This window comes from Streptomyces sp. NPDC096079 (assembly GCF_040303145.1).
Lineage (GTDB): Bacteria > Actinomycetota > Actinomycetes > Streptomycetales > Streptomycetaceae > Streptomyces.
This window is the reverse complement of sequence record NZ_JBEOST010000009.1, coordinates 168,164-191,347: the sequence shown is the minus strand read 5'-3', so window position 1 is coordinate 191,347 and position 23,184 is coordinate 168,164. Positions and strand designations below refer to the sequence as shown.

Annotated in this window: 20 protein-coding genes and 2 pseudogenes; 13 read left to right on the top strand and 9 right to left on the bottom strand. The window is 71.3% G+C overall.

What is annotated here, in order from left to right; genetic code table 11:
• The first annotated feature begins 192 nt into the window (after positions 1-192).
• Both ABTY59_RS20200 and ABTY59_RS20195 read left to right on the top strand, forming a co-directional pair.
• The gene (locus ABTY59_RS20200) at positions 193-1,752 is read left to right on the top strand and encodes an AMP-binding protein (protein WP_352020356.1); all 1,560 of its coding nucleotides are present in this window, start codon (positions 193-195) and stop codon (positions 1,750-1,752) included.
• A gap of 554 nt (positions 1,753-2,306) precedes the next feature.
• Positions 2,307-2,564, top strand: a complete 258-nt coding sequence (locus ABTY59_RS20195; RefSeq protein ID WP_352020355.1) for a hypothetical protein — start codon at positions 2,307-2,309, stop codon at positions 2,562-2,564.
• A 77-nt stretch (positions 2,565-2,641) separates the two neighbouring features.
• On the opposite strand, the gene ABTY59_RS20190 is transcribed toward ABTY59_RS20195, so the two are convergent.
• Positions 2,642-3,109 (bottom strand): SsgA family sporulation/cell division regulator, encoded by a 468-nt coding sequence (locus ABTY59_RS20190; protein WP_352020354.1) that lies wholly within the window; start codon positions 3,107-3,109, stop codon positions 2,642-2,644.
• 632 nt (positions 3,110-3,741) lie between these two features.
• Here ABTY59_RS20190 and msrA point away from each other — a divergent pair.
• Positions 3,742-4,257, top strand: coding sequence for a peptide-methionine (S)-S-oxide reductase MsrA (msrA, locus tag ABTY59_RS20185; protein ID WP_352020353.1), 516 nt, complete (start codon positions 3,742-3,744; stop codon positions 4,255-4,257).
• On the opposite strand, the gene ABTY59_RS20180 is transcribed toward msrA, so the two are convergent.
• The 3 genes and pseudogenes from ABTY59_RS20180 to ABTY59_RS20170 all read right to left on the bottom strand — a co-directional run.
• Complete coding sequence (locus tag ABTY59_RS20180) at positions 4,200-4,721, bottom strand: SsgA family sporulation/cell division regulator (protein ID WP_352020352.1); 522 nt, start codon at positions 4,719-4,721, stop codon at positions 4,200-4,202. The two genes, msrA and ABTY59_RS20180, sit on opposite strands and share 58 nt — an antisense overlap.
• A gap of 595 nt (positions 4,722-5,316) precedes the next feature.
• Positions 5,317-5,853: pseudogene (locus ABTY59_RS20175) on the bottom strand (cytochrome b/b6 domain-containing protein); the annotation flags it as partial.
• Positions 5,853-6,143 (bottom strand): annotated as a pseudogene (locus tag ABTY59_RS20170) (molybdopterin-dependent oxidoreductase); the annotation flags it as partial. The pseudogenes ABTY59_RS20170 and ABTY59_RS20175, both read right to left, overlap by 1 nt.
• An 860-nt stretch (positions 6,144-7,003) precedes the next feature.
• Here ABTY59_RS20170 and ABTY59_RS20165 point away from each other — a divergent pair.
• Positions 7,004-7,558: a hypothetical protein gene (locus tag ABTY59_RS20165; RefSeq protein ID WP_352020351.1), complete on the top strand. Its 555-nt coding sequence runs from the start codon at positions 7,004-7,006 to the stop codon at positions 7,556-7,558.
• 307 nt (positions 7,559-7,865) lie between these two features.
• On the opposite strand, the gene ABTY59_RS20160 is transcribed toward ABTY59_RS20165, so the two are convergent.
• Positions 7,866-8,066 carry a hypothetical protein gene (locus tag ABTY59_RS20160; protein ID WP_352020350.1) on the bottom strand — a complete coding sequence of 67 codons (201 nt, stop codon included), beginning with the start codon at positions 8,064-8,066 and terminating at the stop codon, positions 7,866-7,868.
• 76 nt (positions 8,067-8,142) lie between these two features.
• Entirely contained in the window at positions 8,143-8,568 is a 426-nt protein-coding gene (locus ABTY59_RS20155) for an Ohr family peroxiredoxin (protein ID WP_352020349.1), read from the bottom strand.
• 389 nt (positions 8,569-8,957) lie between these two features.
• On the opposite strand from ABTY59_RS20155, the gene ABTY59_RS20150 reads away from it, so the two are divergent.
• The 4 genes from ABTY59_RS20150 (at position 8,958) to ABTY59_RS20135 (ending at position 11,554) form a co-directional block, all read left to right on the top strand.
• The gene (locus tag ABTY59_RS20150; protein WP_352020348.1) at positions 8,958-9,149 is read left to right on the top strand and encodes a hypothetical protein; all 192 of its coding nucleotides are present in this window, start codon (positions 8,958-8,960) and stop codon (positions 9,147-9,149) included.
• A gap of 1,387 nt (positions 9,150-10,536) precedes the next feature.
• The gene (locus tag ABTY59_RS20145; RefSeq protein WP_352020347.1) at positions 10,537-10,695 is read left to right on the top strand and encodes a hypothetical protein; all 159 of its coding nucleotides are present in this window, start codon (positions 10,537-10,539) and stop codon (positions 10,693-10,695) included.
• Complete coding sequence (locus tag ABTY59_RS20140; RefSeq protein ID WP_352020482.1) at positions 10,692-11,096, top strand: hypothetical protein; 405 nt, start codon at positions 10,692-10,694, stop codon at positions 11,094-11,096. Before ABTY59_RS20145 ends, ABTY59_RS20140 begins: the two co-directional genes overlap by 4 nt.
• A gap of 29 nt (positions 11,097-11,125) precedes the next feature.
• Entirely contained in the window at positions 11,126-11,554 is a 429-nt protein-coding gene (locus ABTY59_RS20135; RefSeq protein ID WP_352020346.1) for a hypothetical protein, read from the top strand.
• A 418-nt stretch (positions 11,555-11,972) separates the two neighbouring features.
• Here ABTY59_RS20135 and ABTY59_RS20130 read toward each other — a convergent pair whose 3' ends face one another.
• Both ABTY59_RS20130 and ABTY59_RS20125 read right to left on the bottom strand, forming a co-directional pair.
• Positions 11,973-12,413 carry a hypothetical protein gene (locus ABTY59_RS20130; protein WP_502995389.1) on the bottom strand — a complete coding sequence of 147 codons (441 nt, stop codon included), beginning with the start codon at positions 12,411-12,413 and terminating at the stop codon, positions 11,973-11,975.
• Between the two features lie 43 nt (positions 12,414-12,456).
• Positions 12,457-14,076 carry a tannase/feruloyl esterase family alpha/beta hydrolase gene (locus ABTY59_RS20125; RefSeq protein WP_352020345.1) on the bottom strand — a complete coding sequence of 540 codons (1,620 nt, stop codon included), beginning with the start codon at positions 14,074-14,076 and terminating at the stop codon, positions 12,457-12,459.
• A 752-nt stretch (positions 14,077-14,828) separates the two neighbouring features.
• Between ABTY59_RS20125 and ABTY59_RS20120 the strand changes: the two genes are divergently transcribed.
• The 3 genes from ABTY59_RS20120 to ABTY59_RS20110 all read left to right on the top strand — a co-directional run bounded on the left by ABTY59_RS20120 (position 14,829) and on the right by ABTY59_RS20110 (position 18,877).
• Positions 14,829-16,463, top strand: a complete 1,635-nt coding sequence (locus ABTY59_RS20120) for an ABC-F family ATP-binding cassette domain-containing protein (RefSeq protein WP_352020344.1) — start codon at positions 14,829-14,831, stop codon at positions 16,461-16,463.
• 79 nt (positions 16,464-16,542) lie between these two features.
• Positions 16,543-18,201, top strand: coding sequence for an ABC-F family ATP-binding cassette domain-containing protein (locus ABTY59_RS20115; RefSeq protein ID WP_352020343.1), 1,659 nt, complete (start codon positions 16,543-16,545; stop codon positions 18,199-18,201).
• A 115-nt stretch (positions 18,202-18,316) separates the two neighbouring features.
• Entirely contained in the window at positions 18,317-18,877 is a 561-nt protein-coding gene (locus ABTY59_RS20110; protein WP_352020342.1) for a CGNR zinc finger domain-containing protein, read from the top strand.
• Between the two features lie 49 nt (positions 18,878-18,926).
• On the opposite strand, the gene ABTY59_RS20105 is transcribed toward ABTY59_RS20110, so the two are convergent.
• On the bottom strand, positions 18,927-20,369 hold the full coding sequence (locus tag ABTY59_RS20105) for an aldehyde dehydrogenase (protein ID WP_352020341.1): 1,443 nt from the start codon (positions 20,367-20,369) through the stop codon (positions 18,927-18,929).
• A 556-nt stretch (positions 20,370-20,925) separates the two neighbouring features.
• Between ABTY59_RS20105 and ABTY59_RS20100 the strand changes: the two genes are divergently transcribed.
• Both ABTY59_RS20100 and ABTY59_RS20095 read left to right on the top strand, forming a co-directional pair.
• On the top strand, positions 20,926-21,990 hold the full coding sequence (locus ABTY59_RS20100) for an alpha/beta fold hydrolase (protein ID WP_352020340.1): 1,065 nt from the start codon (positions 20,926-20,928) through the stop codon (positions 21,988-21,990).
• A 286-nt stretch (positions 21,991-22,276) separates the two neighbouring features.
• Positions 22,277-23,149 carry an alpha/beta fold hydrolase gene (locus ABTY59_RS20095; RefSeq protein WP_352020339.1) on the top strand — a complete coding sequence of 291 codons (873 nt, stop codon included), beginning with the start codon at positions 22,277-22,279 and terminating at the stop codon, positions 23,147-23,149.
• The last annotated feature ends 35 nt before the right edge of the window (positions 23,150-23,184 follow it).

The window sequence follows — 23,184 nt, the reverse complement described above, 5'->3', positions numbered from 1 at the left end:
GCGTACCGGGATCAACGAGTCACCCACTTGATGGATCTTGTTCGTTGCCCACCACTACACGATCGAGTCACGGCCTGCGCGCTTGTGGCAGCGATACGAACCGCCACCGACAGCCGTCCCGATTCGTTGCCACCGTGCGGCATCCGGCCCCGCCGGAACCACCACCGCCTCGCCGACACACTGGAGCAGTACATGTCCACGACCTGGGGCACGGCATCGTCCTCCGGCAGCCGCTTCGTCAGCTACGCCGCAACCGTCCTCGACGTCCTGGGCCGTCATCCTGACCGACCCGTGGTCATCACCCCGGACGGCGTGCACGTCTCCGCGGCCGAACTCCGGGAAACGACCGTCCGACTGGCGCGGTCTCTGGCCGCACGCGGTATCGGTCCGGGCACGACCGTCGCGCTGCTCACCGGCAACAGCGTGGAAGCGCTGGTGGCGCGCCACGCGGCCGCACTGGCCGGAGCCCGCCTGGTCTACCTCTACGACGTGCTGCCGCCCGAATCCCTCGCGCACATCGTCCACCATGTCGAACCCAGCCTGCTGCTTGTGGACTCCGGCCGCTTTGGGGACATGGAACGGCTCCTGCCCCTCGTACCCGCACCGGCCGTGGCAACGCTGGGCCCGGGGCCACGCGGCGGTGACCTCACCGACATCATCGCCGAAGGCGCCCCTCAGGCACCTGAGCCGCTGCACGTGAGGGTCGCCCCGGACGACGACTGGTGCATCCGCCACACGAGCGGTACCACGGGCGTTCCGAAGGCCATCCAGGTGACGCACGGCCAGTACCGCAGTTGCCTGGAGAACCTCCGTGTCCACGCGGGCGACCCGCCCCGCTTCCTCGCCTGCACTCCCCTCTCCCATGTCGCCGGACTCTGCGCCGACCTGACGCTCCTCCAGGGCGGATCGGTGGTGCTGCAGCACGCATTCGAGCCCGGCGCCGTCCTTACCGCGATCGAGCGCGAGCGCATCACCCACACATGGCTCCTGCCGCCCCTTCTGAACCAGTTGCTCGACCATCCCTCCCTCCCCACGACCGACGTGTCCCACATCGAGCGGATCACCTACGGGGGCAGCCCGGCCGCACCGGCGAGGCTGCGGCGCGCGGAGGAGGTCTTCGGGCCCGTGCTCCACAGCTGGTACGGGCAGAGCGAAACCCTCGGACTCACCGAGGTGGGCCCCGAGGAACACACGGTGGTCGGACGCCACGGTCAGATCACCGTCGGCCGCCCCATGGCCGGCGTCGAGATCACCATCCGCGACGAGCGCGGCGAACCCGCGGCTGCGGGGACGCAAGGGGAGATCGTCGCCCGCTCCCCGGGGATGATGTCCGGCTACTGGAAGCAGCCGGAGCTCACCGCCGAGGTCATGCGGGACGGCTGGGTGCGGACAGGTGACGTCGGATACCTCGACGAGAACGGATATCTCTTCCTCGTCGACCGATGCAACGACATGATCAAGGTGAGGGGAGGGGGCATCTACCCCAGCGAGGTCGAAGCGGTGCTCCTGACCCATCCGGGCGTCGCCCAGTGCGCCGTCTTCAGCGTGTCCGACCAGGACGCGACCGAGCACGTGCACGCCGCCGTGGTACCCGGCCGGGACCACGACATCAGCCAGGACGAGATCCATGCCTTCGTCACCGCCCGCAAGGGCGACCGGTACGCACCGGCCGCGGTCCACCTGCTGGCCGAACTTCCCCACACGCCTGTGGGGAAGCCCGACAGGCGCAAGCTGCGAGCGCTGCTGAGCTGACGATTCCCTTGTCGACTGCGGTACGGAGGACTCGCCGCCGGTATCCGGTGCGGCACAGACCGCGCGCGGGGCGAGGCTGACCCCGGCCAACGCCACCGTGGCCTGGGCCGAGCGGTCCTTCGCCGACGGCCTGGGCGCCGATGAGGCCGACATCGCCCACCAGTGATCGTAGGCAGCGGCAGCGCGTCGTCCCGGGCCGCGTGGCGCACAATGTGGTCCGGCAGCAGACGATCCGGACCACCTCCGGACCGGCCCGCGCCAAGGCTCCGCCGCGTTCCCGAGGCGCCAGAGATCACGTCCAGCTTCTCCGAAGCATCGAGCTGTGGGGCGTGTTCGGTGCTCTCTCCCCGACGCCTCGGCGGCGAATCGGAAAACGTCCTGGCGCGAGCCGCGGAAGTCTGGACACGCGAGACCCAAACCCCGGCCCACATGCTGACGCAGGCCCGGGACCGTGCCCCTACCGCTCCAGGGTCAGGGCACACGGTGGTCCGGACCACCGGCGTTCCACGGGATGCTGGTCGGAAGGAACCCTTCACGAGCTGCTCGTCACGCACGTGACCGATGGGGCCGTCGACATCGCCCCGGGCCTCCACGACGTCGTGGACCGGGGCGCGGCGCTCGGACCCGACGGCGCGTGGATCGCCGCAGCGGCTCAGGCGAACCTCAGCGGCATGGCGTTCGTGCATGGGCAGGCGGACCGGGCGGTCGTCCACCTCGAAGCCGCGGTGGCGGCCGGCTACAACGACAGCGTGCCGCTGCACACCGGCCCCGCGCTCCCGCTGCACCAGGATCCGCGCTTCCGGTCCCTCTAGCAGCGCATGCGCATCACCCAGGACGACTTCGACGAACTGATCTGGCTGCACCATGAGATGCGGGCCGCGGTGAGGGTTCAGCCGGCCGGTGCCTCCGGACTGCCGAGGAGGCTCCTGAGGAAGCCGTCCCAGTTCAGGCCCTCCATCTCCCCACCAGCCGCGACGATCCGGTACGTGGCGTCCAGCCACGCCGTCAACGGCTCGGCCGGTACCTCGAACAGCGCCTCCACCTCCTCGGACTCCAGCAGCAGCCACGACGAGGGGCGCTCGCGGTCCAGCGTCGGCCACATCCGTACGTCGCCGGCTCCGCTCATCGACGTGACGCCGAGGTGGAGCAGTTCGCGTCCGATGTGCCAGATGAGGCTGGGGCCGCGTTCCGCGAGGAACTCGACCGTGATCACCGCGGCCATCTCCGGGTCGAAGACGAACTTCGCGCGCATCCGCAGCCGGGTGAACTCGTCGAGCAACTGGTCGAGTTCCAGGTAGAGCGGCGGCACGAGGTCCGAGGTCGAGCGAGCACGCAAGGTCGGCTGGTCACGATGCATGATGGGTTTCCCTCCATAGGGCGAGATCTGCGCCTCCCACTCTTCGCCGGAGGCGGACACCCCACATCGGTCAGTTGACGGTCGACGAGTCATCCCGTCCCCGACGGTTGGACGTGCCGTCAGGCGTGGCGGGGGTCGCACGGGGCGTGTCGTCAGTCAATCTTCTGCGCCCCTTGGGAGAGTGGCGGACCTTGGCGAGCCCGGACCTGTTCGGCCGAGCCGCAGCGGACGCTCCGGCGGCGCGCGCAGCGCGGGCGCCGCCGGTGGCGCCCCCCAGGAGGACGGCCGCCGCGTGGTCGAGTTCCTCCAGCTCCGCGTCGTGCACCCGGAGCACCAGGAACTCCCGGGTGGGACGTCTCGGAGGGCGGGTCTGCCACGCACGGGGGTGCGCCCCTCCGACCACGGGAGCCGGCCGACGGGTGCGGGTCATCGCTGCTTGCCCAGGCCGGTGTCGGTCCCACCTGCCGAGGACGCCCGCAGGACGTCGGCCCGCCGTCCTCGCTGCCCCGGAACGCGATGCCGCCGTCGGTGAGGGCGTGGGCGTGACGGAGGCGGTCCGAAACCCACCTTCGTCACCCGTCAAGACGGTGACTATGCTGGAGATCGGCCATCGAGAAGAGGAGCGCACGAACATGAGCACAGCCGAGGAGAGGGCCCTGCTGGCGGGCGGGTGCTTCTGGGGCATGCAGGAGCTCATCCGGTCGCTGCCCGGCGTGGTGCGGACCCGGGTCGGCTACACGGGAGACGACGCGAAGCCCCACCCCACCTACCGCGACCACGGACGGCACGCGGAGTCGATCGAGATCGCCTTCGACCCCTCGATCACCGACTACCGCACGATCCTGGAGTACTACTTCCAGATCCACGACCCCAGCACCCGCGATCGCCAGGGCAACGACGTGGGTCACGACTACCGCTCCGCCATCTACTACACCGACGACGAGCAGCGCCGCGTAGCCCGGGAGACCATCGCCGACGTCGACGCGTCCGGGCTGTGGCCCGGCCCGGTGGTGACGGAGGTCGAACCGGCCGGCCCCTTCTGGGAGGCGGAGCCGGAACACCAGGACTACCTCCAGCGCTACCCGGACGGCTACACCTGCCACTTCCCGCGCCCGAACTGGCGACTGCCCCGGCGCGAGGCGTCCTGACACCGGGAGCGGTCGGGAGGAGCGACACTCCCTCCGACCGCTCCGCCCTTCCCTTCCCCCCGCTCACCGTCCGGGGCGTCACCCGCCGCCCCGGACGGCGGCGTCCCAGTCGATCCCGGTGCACTCGGATCCGGCAGGGACCAGTTCCGTACGTGCCCCAGCCACGCGGCCAGCGACGGCGCGGGCAACTCGAACAGGGTCACCACGTCGCCGGTAGGCGGCTGGAGCCAGGTAGCAGCCCGCTCCTTGGCGCAGGACGGCCACGTCCGACTGCCGCCGAGGCCGCTCGGCGACCTGGGCCCTAGCTGGAGGAGGTCACCTCCGATGCGCCACGAGGCGCGGGAACCGCCGTCGACGAGGAACTCCCCCGGCGTACCGACCCCTGGCCCACTGCCACGTCTGCCCCAACGAGACGCTGTTCGCCTGTCTCGCCGGAGCGGCCGAGACCGGACAGCGCCGGGCATCGGACATCAGCGGCGGTCCGGAACAAGGCTTCTCCCCGGTCGACGTCACCATCGTCGGCGGCCGGCTGTCAGAGTGCCGCGGTCGCCTACCTCACGCCGGTGCCGAACCGTCCCCCTCTCGACGTCGTCACCGGCGCCACCGCCCAGCGGCCGGGGTCAGTGTCCGGCCCAGATACAGACCTCGACCGTGCTCGGCCCGCACGGCCCTGCTCCGTGAACGAGTGGGCGGTCGGCACCGGCGGATCGATCGCGGAGTCCCGCACCTCCAGGCCGACGCGACCGCCCGACGCCCGGAGCCGCAGGTCCACCGTCCGTGTGGACGAGCGCGTTGATCAACAGTTCCGAGGCGACGAGGTCGAGGTCGGCAGACAGGTCCGCCAGTCCCCGGGCGCACAGGCGCTCGTGCACGAAGTCGCGGACCGCTCGCACACCGCGCGGATCGCGCCGCCGGACGCGTCCCGTCCGAGCGGCGCGTCGGCGGGCGCCGACAGTGGCCGGACGGTCCCACCGGACAGCCCGGCGAGCGGCGCCGCGTGCTTTGCCAGAGCCACCTCGGCTCTTCCCGTCCGTGCGTCCCGGCCGTCCGGCATCGCGATCACGTCGTACCAGCCCCCGCCCGCCGCGTTCGCGGACTCCGTGGGCCGGTGGCCGACGCATCGCTTTCATCCTGCAGCCAGTGGGAGTGGTACCGCTCGGCCCAGGACCAGCTGACGTACCCCGTACGCATCCCGAACCGCGATTCCGGGTCCTCAAGGGCCTTGCGGATGTGCCCGATGAGGACGAAGGCGATCAGCCAGGCCACCAGGTCGTGGACGAAGATCGCGCTGGTGCGCGAGACGAAGGAAAGCAGCCCCATGAACCACATCAGCAGGCCGGTGGACATCATCACCAGAACCGCACCGGCGCTCCAGCCCGCGTAGAGCTTCTGCCCCGCGTTGAACTCGCCGGCCGGCCTGGCCTCCGGCGAGGTCCGGCGCCCGCGTGCGGCCGCCAGCCACTGCCGGTCGTACGGGGCGGAACGGTTGAGCCTGCACAGGTCCGCGCGGAAGTCCGCCGAGAACAGACCGAGCAGGAAGGGCGCCGGCAGAGGGATGCCCGACCATTCGTGCAGGGTGGCCATCAGGTGCCGGCGAGGCGGACAGGGCCGCCGTGTTCGTGGGTGAGGGGCTTGTCCTGCATGTTCAGTGCCACCAATACGTCGGAGCGGCGCGCCTGCTCCAGGGTGAGGCTCTCGGTGGAGGCACCGTCGAAGCACGTGAAGTGGACCGCCGCTCCCGAGGAGCGCACCCCGGAGGCATCGAGGATGTCCGCCAGCTTCACGCCCTCGAAGGGCGTGTCGTCCACACGCCATCCGTCCGTGCACAGCACGTCGGCGACGACCCGGGTCTGGGGCATCGCGCGCAGGTCGGCGAGCGTGTAGATCTTTTTCCCAGCCGCGCTGCAGCGGAGCCGCGAGGGCGAGTGAGGCGGCTCCCGCTCCCAGCGTCCCCAACACAGACCGCCACCTCCTGGACGAAGCCAGAGAGTCACCTGTCAGATGGGTTACTCCGCGCGAGGTGCTCGCGGCTTCGACCTGGCTCGCCTCCTGGTGCCTTAGGTCCGGAGTCGTGGGCATGGTCCCGCCCGGCGGCGAGGGGTCTTCCGTCGCTCAGCTGACGGGTCTTGCGAGCGCGCCGACGGTCCGCGACACGGGGGAATCCGACCGTCGGCGGCGGGCGGGTCCCCGGTCGCGAGGTGATGGCGAACTCCCCGAAGGCCCGTCCCGGAGCCGCCGCCTGCCACAAGCGGCGAACCCCTACCGGGACAACGGGACGGCGCGGTGCTCGGGGGACAGTCCGCGCGGCAACCGTGCGAGCACGAGGACTCGTGCAACACCTCGGGGCTGCCGGAACCGGCGACGGGACCTCTGCAGGGGACCCCAATGACTTCCGGCGCGACGCTCGTTCCCCCTCGGACGCACACACCCGTGAGTCACACAGCACATGCGCCGGGTCGCCATCGCGTGTGTCCATGGCGACACATGTGTGACGAGTCTCCAGCGGGGTGGTCCCGGCCGAGGAGGCCGGCCCGGGCGGATCGGATCACCGGACGCAGTCGCCCGCGTGGATCAAATCCCATGCGCCGCGCCCCGCGAAGTGGGGGACGGCCGCAGCACGTGACCGCGCCTTGACCCACACCTGCCGAACCCAGCGGGGCGGCGGGACAAGGCCGACTTATCTGCGCAGGAGCTCCGGGCCTGGGTAGCATGCGGAGCAACGTTTCTACCGAGGGAGGAAAGCCTTGTGACCGTCCAGTCAACCGCCACCCGGCTGGTGGACCAAGCCGCGTCGGACCTGGAGACGAACCGCCGGCTGCAGCAGGAGCTGACGGATCGGATCACGATGCTGCAGCAGGAGGAAGCCCTCCTGACGGAGATCCTGAACCTCGCCCGGCGGTACGAAGGCTTCGCTGACCCCTCCCGGCTGCCCGAGCAGCTGCAGGACGAGCCCCGCACCGCCACCACGAAGGCGAAGCGAGCCTCCGCGGGTGCCGCCGCCCGTCGTTCGGCCCCGGCCGGGACCCCTGCGGGAGGTCACACGCGCAAGGCCGGCACGAAGAAGACGGCCCGACAGCCGCTGCTCGGCGACCTCCTGATGGAACTGCTCGGAGCTGACGCAGAACCCCGCCTCGCCAAGGAGTTGCGGGACGAGCTCCTCGCGCAGCACCCGGACCGCAACCCGACCCCGCAGGTGGTCAGGAACACGCTCGAGTCCCTGGTCGCGAAGGGGCGCATCCAGCGTCACAGGCAGCAGCGATCCGTCATGTACACCCTCGTCGATCCGGACTCCGCGCACTGAGGTCACGGGGTGGAGTAGCGGTCGGACCCCGGCTCGCCACAGCTGGCCGAAGGCGTCGGGCCTCCACGCCTCTCCGCAGCCGTAGCGCGTCCGCCTCCCACCATGTCCGCCGACACTGGGACCACGCGACGTCCTCATCCGGGCGCCCGCCCCTCTCAAGGCGTGCCGGGCCGCTGCGGGGTGACACCCCACCCCTGAGATCGACGGACACCCTGAGCCCGGCGGGATGACCCTCGCAGTGGCGCAACCGCACTCGCCGCGCATGCCGAGGCACGGACGTCCTCGGGGTTCGGCCGACGCCCGCCGATCACAGGAAGTCGGAAGGGGACGGGCCGTACGCGGCGAAGGTCACGCTCAGCGCCCAGGTCCACACGTGCGTGTCCGTGGGCCGTGCCCGCCGGGCGAGACCTTCCGCTGCCGGGGAGGTGCGCTCGTCGGGGGCCTCGAAGTCGCGCCTGATGCCCGGACGGCCGTACTCGCCGGAAGGCATGCGCATTCCGGAGTCCATGACCTGTCCTCGCTCTCTGGTGGGGTGGGAGCGGGTCCCGCGTGGGGGCGCGCGGGACCCGCGGTCTATGGGGCCGTCAGGCGGCGTCGGCCACGATGACGACGGGGACGTTGTCGCGCGTGGCCTTGGAGTACGGGCAGATCTGGTGGGCCGCCTGCGCGAGCTGCTGGGCGGTGGCATGGTCGACACCGCCGAGGACGGGACGCAGGACGGCGGAGAGGGAGAACTGGTCGTCGTCGCCGTGCGTGAGGGTGATCTCGGCCGTGATGGTGGTGCTCGTCAGCCGGATCTTGCGCAGGGCTGCGGCGCGCCGCAGCGCACCGAGGAAGCATGCGGCCCAACCCGCGGCCAGGAGCTGCTCGGGGTTGGTCGCGGCGCCGGACCCGCCCAACTCCTTCGGGAGACCGAGACTCGTCTCCAGGAGGCCGTCGGAAGAACGGGCACGACCGCCGTTGCGGCCCTCTCCGTCGACGTCGACAACGGCGGTGTAGGTGACTGCCATGACTGTTGCTCCCCACGTGTGTGGACTCTTGAGAACGCCTTCTTTCCGGACCCTGAGAGTCACCGGTTGAGGCGGTGACGTCACCATGGCATTCGCAACCGTCACCAGTCAAGGTGGTGACGGATGCCTGCAGGCGACCCGTCATGGGCCACCTCTCCCGTGACGGATACCAGTGGAGCCGCACGACCTGGAGGAGTCCGCCCGTGGGTCGCGGGGCCACGACCGAGGCTGCTCCCTTCAGGGACGTGACGGGGTGGGCGAATCACCGGGTTGCCACACTTCTCGTACGTCACCCCTTTGACGGGTGACGAACGAAGATGCATGCTGGTATCGGCCGTACGAGAACGACCACAGGACGCGATCCACGACTGACGAAGCGGAGCCTGGCCATGAGCGACACCCCTGCCAATGACCCCGACGCGATCGCCCGCCTCGCCCGCTTCGGCACGCTGCCCGAGCGCATCCGTCCCGAGGACATGACCCTTGAGACCGAGGCCGACCCGGCCGGCGCCAGTGGCGGCTACCACCCCGAGAGCGCGTGGAACTTCTACTCGTGCGTGGCCCTCGACCTGGGCCTGTAAGGGCTCGGGCCACCACGGGGCGGGCGCGGGGCGCCGCGGTTCCTACGGCTCACCCGGCAGCACTCCACCGACCGGCGAGGCCTGTCACGCCCCCGGGCGCGACGGGTCCTCTTCCGGGAACCGTGAGGCCGTTACGCCCGTCCGGCAAGGCCGCGGAGCAGCCGGCGCCGGGGAACCCCGGCCGGGTGCGGGGGCGTTCACGCACGCCTCGCAACGCTGCATCGATGGCGTAGACGGCCAGGCCGCACCCGGTGCTGGGGATGATGGACCGCTTCGCGAGGGCCCGGCGTCGGCAAGTCCGCGGTGCTGGACGCGGTGGCGGGGGCCGCCGCCCGGGACGGTGCGCGGGGCCTGCGCGCGGCCGGCACCGCGTCCTCGACCGACTCGCCGCTCCGAGCCGGGACGCCCTGGGTTTCGCCCGGGGTTTCGGCGCCGGGCCGGCGCCCGAGCGCACGGTTTCCTCGCGCGGCGGCTGTCCGGGCGCCGCTGGAGCTCCCCGAGGTCCTGCGTGCGGAACAGCGCCGCGCCCGGGAGGGCCTTCCGGCCGTGCTGCCGCTGGGCGAACGTCGGCCGTCGCTGTTCGCCACCCGGGGTCCGCTCCCTGCCCGCCGCGATCCGCACCCTGCTGCTGCTCGCCACCCCTGGACGACACGGGCGACCTCGGCGTCCTGTCCGCCGCCGTGTCGACCACGGACCGGGACGCCGGCCTGGGCGATCTGGACCCGGCCGAGGTGGACGGGCTCGTACGGGTGGAGGACTCGCCGCGCCGGCTGGTGTTCCGCCACCCGCTGATCAAGTAGGCCGTCGTCGGGGAGGTCACCAGCAGCGCGCGGCGCGCGGCACACCGCGCCCTGGCGGGGGTGCCGGCCGACAAGCCGGAGCGGCGGGCCCGGCACTTGGGGGAGGGCACGCTCCAGCCCGACGAGGAGGTTGCCCTCCTGCTGGAGCGGACGGCGCGGCGCATCCAGGACCGCGGGACGCCGTGGCGGCGGTCGCCGCGCTCACCTGGACCGCGGACCTCAGCCCGCTGGACTCCGACCGCGCGCGACGGCTGGCGGAGGCCGCGTACGTGGGCCCCGAGGCCATCGGCGCGCTGAGCAGCGCGTCGACGCTGCCGGAGGATGCCTGGCGGGCCGACCCCCGGCACGGCGCCTCGCTGCGGTCCGCGACCGCGGCGGTGCAACTCGTGCTGAACAGCGAGGGTGACCTGGCGACCGCACCGGCTGCTGGTCGGCGCCGCCGAGGACGGCGACCACGGCTTCGACGCCGAGGACCCTGCGCTGGTCGACGCGCCGCACTTCCTGCCACTGCTCCGCGAGGAGCTGTGGGTCCCCTACTACGCCGCCGTCGCCAAGCTGCGGCCCAGTGCGCGGAGTCCGGGTACACCGTGTGCACCTGGTTCTTCCAGTACACCAAGGGCCTGGTGACAGTGTCGCGCGGGGACACCGAGACGGCCGGCGGGGGCATGTCGCACCGTGAGGTCGGGACGGGGGCCGCACTCACCGCCCAGGAACGCGAGATCGCCGAGCTGGCGCCACCGGTCTGACGAACAAGCAAATCGCGGAGCGGCAGTTCCTCTCGCACCGGACCGTCGGCGCGCATCTGCACCACCAGATCCATCCGGGACGCCCTGCGGCGGCTGGACTCCTGAGGCGAGGGGCGCCGTGGCCTCGCCGTGCGGACTCGGGAGGTACGACGGCGGAACGGTGGGTGCCTTCGCGGGCGGCCCGGCTCGCCCCGACCGGGGTGAGCGGGCCCGGTAACGGGCAATTGCCCCGCCCGGGTTCACGGGAAGGATGCCCCTGGTTCCGCTCCCTCTACCCCAGCTCGACGAGGTCGTCATCACCGCGCGGGGCGGCCGCCTCGGCGCGGTGCAGCATGCACACAGCCTGCGTAACCACCTTGACAGGTGACGATGACCCATGGAAGCCTCTCGTCACCGGTTAAAGCGGTTAGTCAAGAGTGAGGGAAGTCCCATGGCAGTCGTGCGGTTCCATCTCGTCTCCCAGCTCAGCCCGCAGGACGTGCTGGGTGTGCTGACCGACTTCGGTCCCTCCCGAGCTGACGCCTGGCCCACCATCGACGCGGAACACTTCCAGGTCCACGAGCTGGGCGACACCTGGGCTGAGGTCACCGAGGGCACCGCCGCCGCCTGGGAGCGCGCGCGGTACGACTGGACGCCGGGGGGCGACACGGTCACCATCACCACCCTGGACTCCAAGCTCTTCGGCGCGGGTGGCGGCTGGGTCTTCAGGATGACCCCCGGGGACGGCGGCAACCGGGTCGACGTCGAGCTGACGCGGCAGCCCAGCACGATCAAGGGCAGGATGCTCGCCTCGCTGCTGCCGCTGGCGGCACCCTCGTCCCTGCGCAAGTCGTTCGCGGTGCCCCTGCGGGGCAAGTGAACCGAGCCGGCGGCTCCATCCGCCAGGCTGCTGCAGGAGCACGGCTTGGCTCTTCAGCGGCGCCCCACCCACTCCCCCGCCCGCGGTGTCACGTCCCCCGTCCACCGCCGGCGGGGGATTTCCCGTTCGCGGTGCGGGCAGACTCGGCAAGGCCCGCCGACCGGCTTACGTCACCCGCGGTGCGGGCCGTTCCCACGTCCTGCCGGCGGTGGCGTCAGTCACGGTTCGCGAAGGGTGCCTCGACCGTCAACTGGCGTATGTGCGGGGCGGCTTGCGGCTCCCGGCCGCAGAGTGGGCGACGCCGGTCTCGTCCCACAGACCTCGACGCACCGAGGGGGGCACCCCCCGGACCGGTCCCTCCGCAGCGCTTCGCCCCGCCGCATGACATCCCGCGGGGCGGAATCGGCCCCAGGGGCCCTCACGAGAGACCGGGGCTGGGCAGGCTGCGGGTCAGGCGGGTCGGGTGCGCGTCTGACGGGACTTCCAGCCCAGCAGGAGGGCCTGGAGGATGAACCGGACTCCGTCGCCGGTGGCGTACACCGGGAGAGAGCACGTCGAGCGAGGGATCGGCGCCGGCCGCCGCGACGGCGGCCGGCGTGCTCAGTACGCCGTTGAACGCGGTGACCCGACGCTCGGAGCCGTCGGGGACGGCTCGGCGGTCGATCAGCTGGGACACGGCGTCGATCGACGGGTGGGCGACCAGCACCGTGATCGCCACCGCATCGACGTCGTCGTGGGATCCGGCGAACGCCAGTGGCCACGTCCCAGCGAGGACGCCACGGCCCGGGTACGGCCTCGGCAGGGAGGAGCGTTCCCCGGCCGCCGCCGAGGCCGCGGCGGTCGAGGTCTGCGTGCTCATGAGGAGTCCGGGCTTTCCCGATTCAGCCGGTCAGGAAGCCGGTTCAGTGCCGGGACGGGGAGACGCAGCGGAAGCTGGTCACCTCGTCGAGGGCACCGTAGCCCTTGTAGTGGGACACCTGGGGGTACCGGCACAGGTTGCGCTCGACCTGCTTGCCGTCGGCGTTCACCAGCGTGGCGGGCAGCGTCCTGGGCGCCTCGCCCTGCTCGACCCAGGCGGTGAGGGCGGCGAGGCCGTCGGTGGAGCCGTCCTGGCCGTTCAGGCCGCAGTGGCTGGTGCCCGGGGCGAGGAACAGACGGTAGAAGTCGTCGACGTTCTCGGTGCCGCCCATCATCCGCTCGACCTGCTTGCGGTACTTCACGGTGCCCTGCGTGGGGATGAACTCGTCGGCGCTGCCGTGCCAGGTCAGCAGCTTGCCGTCGGAGTCGCGGAAGGCGGACAGGTCGGCGTCGTCCGTGCCGATGATCCCGTCGTACTCGGCCTGGGACTGCTTGAACAGTTCGGTGAACTGGCCGTACGTGATGGTCGAGATGTCGAAGGACGGATTCTTCTTCACCCAGTGGGTGAGCCAGTAGGCGGGCACCGGAAAGGGCGCGCCCTTGACGGTGGCGTCGGTGTCGACGACGGTGCCGGCCAGGCCCTTCAGGTCCGCGCCGACCGGAACGCCGGGCCACAGCTTCTTACCGGTCGTGGTGCGCGGACCGTCCCAGATCTTGCGGACGACGGCCGCGTCAGCGGCGGAGATGGTCAGCTCCTTGCCCTCGCACACGACCTTCGTGCCGATCAGCGGACGCGGGTCGAAGTCGCAACGGGAGGTGTCCTCGACCAGCCCGTCCCGGGCCCCGTCGAGCCTGTCGCACGCCTTGACGGCGGCGTTGGTGAAGGCGTCCAGCTCACAGCCGGTCGGGTAGGTCCTCTCGTTGTTCATGACGACCTGCGGCCACAGGGTGGCGACCTCGTACTCGTCCCAGCTGATGGCCGGCGCGTCGGCGAGGATGCCGTCGTAGTCGTCCGGGTAGCGCTGCGCCTCCATGTAGCCCTGGCGGCCGCCGGTGGAGCAGCCGGTGAAGTAGGCGTACGAGGCGCGCTTGCCGTAGACCGCGGCGACGACGTCCTTGCCGACGACGGAGGCCTCGTGCTGGGACCGGGAGGCGAAGTTCTCCAGCGCGACCTTGTCGGTCCTGCCGTCACCGTCCAGCGCCCAGCTCACGTCGAGTACGTCGCCGACGCCGGCATCCGTCGTGGTGACGGCGTAGCCGTTCTTCACCGCGGCGCCGAGCCCGACGCCGTTGTCCCCGGCGAGGTAGGCGCTGCCGCCGATCGCCTGGAAGCGCCCGTTCCAGCCCTGCTCGGGCAGCCAGGTCCTGATCCTGGCGTGGTCGCCGTCGCCCGGGTGGGTGAGGGTGACGGTCACCTCGCAGAAGGCCGGCACACCGCTGACCTCGCCGCCGAGGAGGCCGGAGCCCTTGATGGTGCCGCCGGCCCGGCGCACCGCCGTCACGGACTCCACCGCGGTACCGGCCGGGCTCTTCACCTGCACGGTCCGGCAGTTGAGAGGGGTCGAGGCGGCGGAGGTCCCGGTCTCCGCCGACGCGGTCGGAAGATACACGGCCGCAGCAAGCGGCACACCGGCCGCGACAGCGATCAGAAGTCGTCGTCTCATGAAGTCCGTCCAGAGGTAGGAGTGCACGCGGCCGTGCCGCGACACATGTGTACGCAAGGCGAGGAGGCGGCGGGCCGGAGCTCGGAACTCTCGGTGCGCCGAAGACTGATCCGGACCCTATCACCGGTTAGACCGGTGACGACAGAGATCGGTGAACCCCGGACCTGCCCTCCACCGCGACAGGCAACCCCAGCCTGAGGCCTCGCCGATCGGCGGAGAACAGTCAATTGACGGTCGGCCTCCGCGCACGTCGAACCCAGCACAAGAGAGAACCTTCAGGTCATTTGACGGGTCCAGCGCCTGACCACGTCATGCCCGCCGCAGGCCGCACTCCCCAACCTGCCGCCTTCGAGCCCCAGGGCGGCCACGGACTCGGGATGACGCCCCCGGACGAGGCTGGCGACATTCGCCACCGGTTCAACAGGTAACGCTACTGACACGTATCCCCTCAACCCACATCGGCCCTCGACCACCCCCACCTCTGATACATGCCTTCGCGGCCCCGACGCAGCCCACCGGACACACACCGTCCAGCCCAGTCGAGCTGATACGGTGAAAGAGAGACAGATTGTCGATCGAGGAGTCACAGACGTGGTGGGTGAAGACGACATCTCCGGGTGAGATCCGGATCTGACGGCCACCGGCCCGCGCTCGCAAGCGCTGCCGCAGTGGTCCGTTTCGTCGTACCCCCTTTCCACTGTCTCTCCAGGGCAGAGGTCCAAGCTCTGCCCTCAGTGCCTCCGAGGTCTTTCATGTCCGACGCCGCCATCGTCTGTTCGAACCTCTCCTTCGTCTGGCCCGACGACACCCCGGTCTTCCACGACCTGTCCTTCAGCGTGCCCCCGGGCCGCACCGGCCTGGTCGCGCCCAACGGCTCCGGCAAGTCCACCCTGCTCAAGCTGATCGCCGGTGAACTCAAGCCCGCCACCGGATCCGTGCGCGTCAGCGGCGTTCTCGGTTACCTCCCGCAGAGCCTGCCCCTGACCGGGCACCTCACGGTCGCCGAGGTCCTCGGCATCGCCGAGGTGATCCGCGCCCTGGACGCCGTCGAGTCCGGCGACGTCGACGAGAAGCACTTCACCACCATCGGCGACGACTGGGACATCGAGGAGCGCACCCGCGCCCAGCTCGACCGCCTGGGCCTGGCCGACCTCACCCTGGACCGCAGTCTGAGCACGCTCAGCGGTGGCCAGGTCGTCTCCCTCGGGCTCGCCGCCCAGCTGCTCAAGCGCCCCGACGTCCTCCTCCTCGACGAACCCACCAACAACCTCGACACACAGGCCCGCCATCACCTCTACGACGTCCTGTCGGACTTCAACGGCTGCCTGCTCCTCGTCAGCCACGACCGCGCGCTGCTCGACCGGACGGAACGCATCGCCGAACTCGGCAGCGACGAACTCCGCCTGTACGGGGGCAATTTCACCGCATACGACGAGGCCGTCCGCGCCGAACAGGAAGTCGCCGAGAAGAACGTCCGCACCGCCGAACAGGAACTCAAGCGCGAGAAGCGCGAGGCCCAGCAGGCCCGTGAGCGCGCCGACCGCAGGGCCGGCAACGCCGCGAAGAACCTCAAGAACGCCGGCCTGCCGCGCATCTTCGCCGGGAACATGAAGCGGGGCGCGCAGGAGGCCGCGGGCAAGTCCGGCACGATGCACGCCGCCCGGGTCAGCGAGGCGAAGGCCCGCCTGGACGAGGCCGGGCGCGCGCTGCGTGAGGAGGTTCGCCTCACCCTGGAACTGCCCGACACCCACGTGCCCGCCGGCCGCAACCTGTTCACCGGCGAGCAGATGCAGGTCCGGCTCGGCGACGCGGACGTGTTCGCCGCGGGCGGCGTCGACCTGGCCGTCCGCGGCCCGGAGCGCATCGCGCTGACCGGTCCCAACGGCGCCGGGAAGAGCACCCTCATGCGGCTGATCACCGGTGACCTCGCCGCGGGCGGCGGAGAGATCAAGCGGAACGACGGCCGCGTCGCCTATCTCTCCCAGCGCCTCGACCTGTTGGACCTGAACCTCACCGTCGCGGAGAACTTCGCCAAGTTCGCCCCCGAGCGGCCCGAGGCGGAGCGCATGAACCTCCTCGCCCGCTTCCTCTTCCGGGGCCCGCGCGCACACCTCTCGGTCGGCAACCTCTCCGGCGGCGAGCTGCTGCGCGCCACCCTGGCCTGCGTGCTGTGCGCCGAACCGGCCCCGCACCTCCTGTTGCTCGACGAACCCACGAACAACCTCGACCTCGCCGGCGCGAGCCGACTGGAGAGCGTCCTCAACTCCTACCAGGGCGCCTTCATCGTCATCAGCCACGACGAGCGGTTCCTCGCCGAGATCGGCATCGACCGCTGGCTGCGGCTGGCCGACGGGGTGCTGAAGGAGACCGGAGCCCCCGTGGTGTGAGCCGCCGGCGTGTGACCTGGCCCGCGCCCGAGGCTCCGCGCCCGGCGGGCCGACCACCGATCGTCCCGGACGGACTCCCATGCACCGACCTGCCCTGATCGCCCACGACCTCGTCCTCAACCTGGCCGGACGACGCGTCCTCGACGGCGTCTCCCTGACGGCCTCCCCCGGTCACCGGATCGGCCTGATCGGGGAGAACGGCGTCGGCAAGTCCACCCTCCTGCGGGTACTCGCCGGCGTCGAGAAACCCGACGCAGGGAGCGTCACCTGCCCCGCGGACCTCGGCTTCCTCCACCAGGAGATGCCGTTCGACGCCGCCTCGACCATCGCCGCCGTGCTCGACGAGGCGCTCCGCGAGGCCCGCGAGGACCTCGCGGAGCTGGACCGGCTCGGCGAGGAACTCGCCCGGGTCCCCGAGGAGGACCCAGGCCACTGGGAACTCCTCGACAGCTACGGCAGGCGGCTGGAGCAGGCCCAGGACCGGGAGTCCTGGGATGCCGACCGTCGCGCCACCCTGGTACTGGACGGTCTCGGTCTCGGCGCGGTGGCGCACGACCGCCCCCTCGGGTCGCTCTCCGGCGGGCAGCGCGGCCGGCTCGCCCTGGCCGCGCTGCTCGTCCGGCGCCCCTCCGCCCTGCTCCTCGACGAACCGACCAACCACCTCGACGACGGGGCCGCCTCGTTCCTGGAGGAGCAGATCCGCTCCCTGCCCGGCACCGTGGTGGTCGCCGGCCACGACCGGGCGTTCCTCGACGCCGTCTGCACCGACCTGATCGACCTCGACCCGGCGGTGGACGGCCCGGTCCGCTACGGCGGCAACTACAGCGCCTACCTCTCCGAGAAGCGCGCCGAACGGGAGCGATGGGAACGGCGTTACGCCGAGGAGCAGGAGGAACTGGAGGAGCTGCGCCGGTCGGCGGGCGTGACCGCGCACCGGGTCGCCCCGGACCGCGGGCGCGTCGACAACGAGAAGATGGGCTACGGCCACCGGGCGGGCCGGGTGCAGAACCAGGTCTCCCGCCGGGTGCGCAACGCCACGCGGCGGCTGGAGGAGCTGGAGCGGGCTCAGACGCCCGAACCGCCTCTCCCCCTGCGGTTCGTCGGCGGCGACCTGGCGGCCGGCGCCGAGGAGGGCCCGCAGCCGCTGGTGGCCCTGTGTGACGTCCGGGTCCCGGGCCGGCTGGCACTGGGGGGCCTGGAGGTGGCGGCGACCGACCGGTTGCTGGTCACGGGCGACAACGGGGCGGGCAAGTCGACGCTGCTCGGCGTGCTCGCCGGTCTCCTCCCGGCCGAGGGCGAGGTGGGCAGGCGGCGCGGCCTGACGGTGCGGCTGCTCACCCAGGACACCGTGTTCGACCGTCCCGAAACCACCGTTCGCGACACCTACGAGCTGTCGGTGGGCGCGGCGGGGGCCGAGCGGGTGCCGCTCGGTTCGCTCGGACTGCTCCACGATGCGGACCTGGGCAGGCCGGTCGGGCACCTGTCGGTGGGGCAGCGCCGCCGGCTGGCACTGGCCTTGCTCGTGGCGCGCCCGCCCCAGCTGCTGCTGCTCGACGAGCCGACCAACCACCTCTCGCCCCGCCTGTGCGACGAGCTGGAGGAGGCGCTGGGCACCGGTCCGGGCGCGATCGTGGTGGCCAGCCACGACCGGTGGCTGCGCCGCGGCTGGCGGGGCCGCGAGATCCGGCTGGAGCCGGTCCGCGACCTCCGGGCGGAGGTGGCCCCGGCCCGTGCCTGACGCGTGTGCACCGCGGCAGGCACGGGTGGAGTCGGCCCGCCCCCGACCGGCGGCATCGTCCGTCGGGGGCGGTGGTCCCTTGCCTTCCGAGAGAGTCACCTGTCAAGATGGTGACGTGAATCTTGACCATGCCTTCGTCTGTGGACACCCGGCGCTCGACTTCGCGGCCACCCTCCGGGCCCGGCGATCGACCCGGTTCGAGATGTTCGTGACCCCGGAGCGGTTGAACGCCTGGTACCTGGAGTCCGGGCTCGTGGACGCGATCACCCCGGGTGACGAGAAGGACGTCCGGGAGGCGATCACGGTACGCGAGGCCCTCTACCGACTGATCACCGACCGCCGCCTCGGTGAGGACTTCGACCGCGAGGCACTCGCGCTGCTCAACGGAGCCGCGCGCAAGATCCCCGTGACGCCGCAGCTCACCATGCGGGGCAGGCACGCCGAGGCCACGCCCGAGCAGGCCCTGGCGACCGTAGCCCGACAGGCCGTCGAGCTGCTCAGCGGCCCGGACGTGCCCCTGCTGAAGGAGTGCGGCAACCCCGAGTGCACCCGCGTCTACATCGACCGGTCCCGCGGCATGCGCCGCCAGTGGTGCGGCATGGAGTCCTGCGGCAACAAGCACAAGGCCGCGGCCTACCGCGCCCGCAAGAAGACCACGTCCGGCGTGAGCGCGTGACGACGGCCTGACCCCGGGTGCGGGGAGAACGCTCACCCACGACCTCGCCTCAGAGGGTGATGGTCTTGTACTCGGTGTAGGTGCCGAGACCGACCGCGCCGTACTCGCGGCCGATGCCGCTCGCCTTGAAGCCGCCGAACGGGCCGTCGAAGCCGACGGAGACGCCGTTGACCGTGACGGTGCCGGTGCGCACGCGGCGGGCGACGGCGAGGGCGTGCTCCTCGTGGGCGGACCAGACGCCGCCGGAGAGGCCGTACTCGGAGTCGTTGGCGATGCGGACGGCGTCGTCCTCGTCGTCGTAGGCGATGACCACCAGGACCGGGCCGAAGATCTCCTCCTGGGCGATCCGCATGGAGTTGTCGACGTCGGCGAAGACGGTGGGCGTGACGTAGTTGCCCTTCTCCAGTCCCTCGGGAATCTGCGGGCCGCCGGCGACCAGGCGGGCACCCTCCTCGATGCCGAGCCGGATGTAGTCGCGCACCCGCTCCTGCTGGTCGGGGCGGATCATCGGGCCGATGAAGGTGCCGGGGTCGGCCGGGTCGCCGACCTTGAGCGACTCGACCAGTTCCTTCAGTCCGACCACGACCTCCTCGTACCGGCTGCGCGGGGCAAGGATGCGGGTCTGGGCGATGCAGGACTCGCCGTTGTTGAGCAGCGAGCCGAACTTGACGCCCGCGACGGCCTTCGCGACGTCCGCGTCGGGCAGGATGATCGCGGCGGACTTGCCGCCCAGTTCCAGACTGACCCGCTTGAGCTGCTCGCCCGCGATGGCGGCGATGCGGCGGCCGGCGCGCGTCGACCCGGTGAAGGCGATCTTGTCGACGTCCTGGTGGGACACCAGGTACTCACTGGTCTCGCGGTCCGCGGGCAGAACGCTGACGACGCCCTCGGGAAGACCGGTCCGCTCCAGGAGCTCGGCCAGGAAGCCCATGCTCAGCGAGTTCTCGGGGGAGACCTTGAGGACCACGGAGTTTCCGGCGACGAGAGCGGGGATGATCTTCGAGGTGGCGGAGGAGAACGGCGAGTTCCACGGGATCACCGCGGCCACGACGCCGATCGCCTCGCGGCGGACCACGCTGCGCACCGCCGCCGACGGGTCGGACGGCACCAGGGTCTCCTCCCAGCCGAACTCCTCCGCGGCCTTCAGGTAGGCGTTGGCCTGCCGGGACAGGCCGGGCTGCCCGGCCCGGGTGAACCACCCCGCCGAGCCGTTCTCCAGCGAGATCAGGTGCGCGATCTTCTCCGCGTTCTCCTCACGCAGTGCGTTGAACCGGCGCAGGAGCGCGATGCGTTCGGCGGGCGGCGTGAGCCGCCACACGCCCCGGTCGAAGGACTCGCGGGCTGCGGCGACCGCGCGGTCGATGTCCGCGGGCCACGCCTGCGCGGCCCGGGCGACCACCGACCGATCGTGCGGCGACGTGATGTCGAGGAGCTCCGGGCTGCTCGGCCGGACCCAGGAACCACCGATGAAAAGCCGGTCGTAGGTGATCACGTGCTTCCTCTCTTCTCTGCTGCGGTCGTGCGAACCTCTCGACAAACTGTCACTCAAATGTAGCACTTCCATTGATTTGCTGCGCAGGAGTGGCGCAGATAGCGCTCTTTCCTCTACATCCCAGGCACTACTCAAGGTGAGGGGTGGCTGGTCGACCTGGCCTGCGTACTCGCCGACGAGGACATCCGCCGACGCCCAGGATCGGCGGATCAGGGGATCAGCGGATCCGTCGAATGACCCAAGCCGGCGAGGGCCGGGAGCCTCGCTCGACCCGCTCACGCCAGACCGTCATCTGACTGATGTGTCCGCATTCGCAGCGATCCAGAATGTGGGCGTCGGCCCGGCGCCGGCACCGTGTCGGGCAGACCCGGGCCGGCGCCGGTCCGCGTCCGGGACTCGTGCGGCACGTCAGTACGCGACCGCCTGATCGGCAGGTGGCGGCGTACGAGAGCGCGCGTCGTCACGCCGAAGCGCCGCAGCCCTCTCGTACCGCAGCTGCGGGGGGCGTGTTCCGTACGCGAGCCGGCCACCTCACACACACGACGGAGGGCTTCACATGATCGACAGGCGCACCTTCAGCAAGGCCGTCGGCCTGGGCACCGGCGCGGCAGCCGTCTCGCTGACCGGGCTGCAGACCGGCGCGGCGGCCGCCGCCCCACACCGGACGAGTGGTGCACCGGCACCCACCGTGCCGGACATCACCCCCGGCACCCACACGGGTTTCGTCAGGCTGAAGCACGTCAAGGCGGGCGTCCTCGACATCGGCTATGCCGAGACGGGCCCCGCCCACGGCCCGGTCGTCCTCTGCCTGCACGGCTGGCCGTACGACATCCACAGCTTCGTCGACGTCGCCCCACTCCTCGCCGACCTGGGCTACCGCGTCATCGTCCCCTACCTGCGCGGTCACGGCAGCACCCGCTTCCTGTCCCGCCGCACCCCCCGTACGGCGGAGCAGTCGGCCATCGCGCTCGACATCATCGCCCTGATGGACTCCCTGAAGATCGACAAGGCGGTCCTGGCGGGCTTCGACTGGGGCTCGCGCACCGCCGACATCATCGCCGCCCTGTGGCCCGAGCGCGTCAAGGCCCTGGTCTCCACCAGCGGGTACCTGATCACCCACCGCAAGACACAACTGGAACCGGCGGCCGCGGCCGTCGAGCACACCTGGTGGTACCAGTGGTACTTCGCCACCGACCGCGGCAAGAAGGCCATGGAGAGCGTCGAGGACCGTCTCGCGCTGTGCCGTTACGTGTGGACCCTGGTCTCCCCCAGCTGGAACTTCGACGACGCCACGTACCAGCGCACCGCCGAGGCGTTCACGAACCCCGACTACGCGGCGATCGTGCTGTTCAACTACCGCTGGCGCATCGGGCTGGTCGACGGAGAGGCCCGCTACGACCGCTACGAGCGCGCGCTGTCCGCCCAGCCCTCCATCCACGTCCCCACGGTCACCCTCGACGCGGCTCTCGACCCCTTCACCGCGCCCGGCGACGGGGCCGGCTACCGCGACCACTTCACCGGCCCCTACGCGCACCGCACCATCGCGGACATCGGCCACAACCTGCCGCAGGAGGCGCCCACCGCCTTCGCGCAGGCGGTCGTCGACGCCGACCGCCTCTGATCCCCGCACGCGACACCGGCCCGGCGCCCCGTGTCCCGGGCCGGCACCTCCACGACCAGACCCGGACGAGCGAAGTCCGCCGGAACCGTCCCACCGCCGCGGAGCTGCGCGACCATGCCGCGCGGGACGCGGTGGTGTTGCTGCGTTCCACACCGATCAAGGTTCGTCACCACCTTGACAGGTGACGCCGCGCCCTGACAGATTCGTCACCGATCAGAACGGTGACGAAGAGTCGGCGAAGTCGACGCTCCGTACCCGTTGTCGAAGCACCTGAAGGGGAAATGCCGTGGTCAGCAACAAGGGTGGACGCAAGCGACTGGTGACGGGCGTGGTCTCGACGCTCACTGCGGGGCTCGCGCTCGGCGCGTTCGCCCTCGCCGGCACCGCCAACGGTGCGTCCGCCGACGCCACCACCGAGGCCGTGGACGCCGGCCGGCATGCCAAGGCCAAGCCGACCGTCGTGCTGGAGCACGGCGCCTTCGCCGACGGCTCCAGCTGGAACGGCGTCATCGCCGAACTGCGCGCCGACGGCTACCCGGTCGTCGCCGCCGCGAACCCCCTGCGCGGCCCCTCGGCCGACGCCGCCGCCCTGCGCACGGTGCTCGACCACGTCGAGGGCCCCAAGATCCTCGTCGGCCACTCCTACGGCGGCAACGTCATCAGCCAGGCCGCCACGGACGACCCCGACGTCAAGGCCCTCGTCTACGTCGCCGCCTTCCTCCCCGCCCCCGGCGAGAGCGCACTGGAACTCACCAACAAGTTCCCCGGCTCCACCCTCCCCGACGCCCTCGATCCCATCACGTACAAGCAGAGCGACGGCTCCACCGCAACCGACCTGTACATCCAGCAGGACAAGTTCCGCGGCCAGTTCGCCGCCGACGTCCCCGCGAGGCAGGCCGCCCTCATGGCCGCCACGCAGCGGCCGATCGCCCAGGCCGCCCTTGAGGAGAAGGCCACCTCGGCCGCCTGGAGGACGAAGCCCTCCTGGGCCATCGTCACCACCCGCGACCTCAACATCCCCGCCGCGGCCCAGCGTTTCATGGCCGCACGCGCCAACGCCCGCACCACCGAAGTCACCGCCTCCCACTCCGTGGCCGTCTCCCACCCCCGCATCGTCGCCGACATCATCGAACGAGCCGCCCGCACCACCACCCGCTGACACCCTCACGGGGGCGGGGGCCCTCCGGCCCCCGC